Annotated in this window: 2 rRNA genes; both read left to right on the plus strand. The window is 49.8% G+C overall.

Annotated features, from left to right (window positions below):
• The first annotated feature begins 93 nt into the window (after positions 1-93).
• Positions 94-2993, plus strand: a 23S ribosomal RNA gene (locus tag O3627_RS11730).
• 116 nt (positions 2994-3109) lie between these two features.
• A 5S ribosomal RNA gene (gene rrf / locus O3627_RS11735) occupies positions 3110-3204 on the plus strand; the annotation flags it as partial.

A 3204-nucleotide genomic window follows, 5' to 3' on the forward strand; every position in this document is an offset into this window, starting at 1 on the left:
TTGAAAATTGAATACCGATATCAAATAGTAACAAGAAAATAAACCGAAAACGCTGTGAAAATTAATGAGTTTAAGACTGAAAGGTCAAAATAAGGTTAAGTTAGTAAGGGCGCACGGTGGATGCCTTGGCACTAGGAGCCGATGAAGGACGTGACAAACGACGAAATGCCTCGGGGAGCTGTAAGTAAGCTTCGATCCGGGGGTGTCCGAATGGGGGAACCCAACAGGTTGATGCCTGTTACCCATTTCTGTTAAGGGAATGAGGAGGAAGACGCAGTGAACTGAAACATCTAAGTAGCTGCAGGAAGAGAAAGCAAAAGCGATTGCCTTAGTAGCGGCGAGCGAAGAGGCAGGAGGGCAAACCGAAGAGTTTACTCTTCGGGGTTGTAGGACTGCGCTGTGGACTCAGAATTTATAGAAGAATGACTTGGGAAAGTCAGCCAAAGAGAGTAAGAGCCTCGTATTTTAAATAGATTCTGTACCTAGCAGTATCCTGAGTACGGCGGGACACGTGAAATCCCGTCGGAATCTGGGAGGACCATCTCCCAACCCTAAATACTCCCTAGTGACCGATAGTGAACCAGTACCGTGAGGGAAAGGTGAAAAGCACCCCGGGAGGGGAGTGAAATAGAACCTGAAACCGTGTGCCTACAACAAGTTCGAGCCCGTTCATGGGTGAGAGCGTGCCTTTTGTAGAATGAACCGGCGAGTTACGTTATGATGCGAGGTTAAGTTGAAGAGACGGAGCCGTAGGGAAACCGAGTCTGAATAGGGCGCTTTAGTATCATGATGTAGACCCGAAACCATGTGACCTACCCATGAGCAGGTTGAAGGTGCGGTAAAACGCACTGGAGGACCGAACCAGGGCACGTTGAAAAGTGCTTGGATGACTTGTGGGTAGCGGAGAAATTCCAAACGAACTTGGAGATAGCTGGTTCTCTCCGAAATAGCTTTAGGGCTAGCGTCGACATGAAGATTCTTGGAGGTAGAGCACTGTTTGGGTGAGGGGTCCATCCCGGATTACCAATCTCAGATAAACTCCGAATGCCAATGAATTATGGTCGGCAGTCAGACTGCGAGTGCTAAGATCCGTAGTCGAAAGGGAAACAGCCCAGACCACCAGCTAAGGTCCCAAAATAATTGTTAAGTGGAAAAGGATGTGGGGTTGCACAGACAACTAGGATGTTAGCTTAGAAGCAGCTATTCATTCAAAGAGTGCGTAATAGCTCACTAGTCGAGTGACCCTGCGCCGAAAATGTACCGGGGCTAAAACAATTTACCGAAGCTGTGGATACCTTTTATAGGTATGGTAGGAGAGCGTTCTATGTGTGGAGAAGGTGTACCGTGAGGAGCGCTGGAACGCATAGAAGTGAGAATGCCGGTATGAGTAGCGCAAGACAGGTGAGAATCCTGTCCACCGTAAGACTAAGGTTTCCAGGGGAAGGCTCGTCCGCCCTGGGTTAGTCGGGACCTAAGGAGAGACCGAAAGGTGTATCCGATGGCCAACAGGTTGAGATTCCTGTACTAGAGTATGAAGTGATGGAGGGACGCAGTAGGCTAACTCGTGCGTACGATTGGATGTACGTCTAAGCAGTGAGGCGTGGTATGAGTCAAATGCTTATACCTCTAACGTTGAGCTGTGATGGGGAGTGAAGTTTAGTAGCGAGTGAGTGATGTCACACTGCCAAGAAAAGCTTCTAGCGTTGTATCATACTCTACCCGTACCGCAAACCGACACAGGTAGTCGAGGCGAGTAGCCTCAGGTGAGCGAGAGAACTCTCGTTAAGGAACTCGGCAAAATGACCCCGTAACTTCGGGAGAAGGGGTGCTGACTTTGGTCAGCCGCAGTGAATAGGCCCAAGCAACTGTTTATCAAAAACACAGCTCTCTGCTAAATCGTAAGATGATGTATAGGGGGTGACGCCTGCCCGGTGCTGGAAGGTTAAGAGGAGTGCTTAGCGGTAACGCGAAGGTATGAATTGAAGCCCCAGTAAACGGCGGCCGTAACTATAACGGTCCTAAGGTAGCGAAATTCCTTGTCGGGTAAGTTCCGACCCGCACGAAAGGCGTAATGATTTGGGCACTGTCTCAACGAGAGACTCGGTGAAATTTTAGTACCTGTGAAGATGCAGGTTACCCGCGACAGGACGGAAAGACCCCATGGAGCTTTACTGCAGTTTGATATTGAGTGTCTGTGCCACATGTACAGGATAGGTAGGAGCCTATGAAATCGGGACGCCAGTTTCGATGGAGGCGTTGTTGGGATACTACCCTTGTGTTATGGCCACTCTAACCCGGTAGGTTTATCATCTACGGAGACAGTGTCTGACGGGCAGTTTGACTGGGGCGGTCGCCTCCTAAAAGGTAACGGAGGCGCCCAAAGGTTCCCTCAGACTGGTTGGAAATCAGTCGCAGAGTGTAAAGGTATAAGGGAGCTTGACTGCGAGAGCTACAACTCGAGCAGGGACGAAAGTCGGGCTTAGTGATCCGGTGGTTCCGCATGGAAGGGCCATCGCTCAACGGATAAAAGCTACCCTGGGGATAACAGGCTTATCTCCCCCAAGAGTTCACATCGACGGGGAGGTTTGGCACCTCGATGTCGGCTCGTCGCATCCTGGGGCTGTAGTCGGTCCCAAGGGTTGGGCTGTTCGCCCATTAAAGCGGCACGCGAGCTGGGTTCAGAACGTCGTGAGACAGTTCGGTCCCTATCCGTCGCGGGCGTAGGAAATTTGAGAGGATCTGCTCCTAGTACGAGAGGACCAGAGTGGACTTACCGCTGGTGTACCAGTTGTTCTGCCAAGAGCATCGCTGGGTAGCTATGTAGGGAAGGGATAAACGCTGAAAGCATCTAAGTGTGAAACCCACCTCAAGATGAGATTTCCCATAACGCAAGTTAGTAAGAGCCCTGAGAGAAGATCAGGTTGATAGGTTAGGAGTGGAAGTGTGGTGACACATGGAGCGGACTAATACTAATCGCTCGAGGACTTATCCTAGAATAAGAGCTTCATCAGAGTGCAGCGAATGGTTTAGAGAAATGTGAGATTTGATATTGTATTCAATTTTGAGTTGACAAGGCTTGTCTGAGAGGACAGGAAAGTTAATTCAATAGTTAAGTGACGATAGCCTAGGAGATACACCTGTACCCATGCCGAACACAGCAGTTAAGCCCTAGAACGCCGGAAGTAGTTGGGGGTTGCCCCCTGT

The sequence above is a fragment of the Streptococcus sp. 27098_8_82 genome (assembly GCF_041431615.1).
In the GTDB taxonomy this organism is placed as follows: domain Bacteria; phylum Bacillota; class Bacilli; order Lactobacillales; family Streptococcaceae; genus Streptococcus; species Streptococcus sanguinis_K.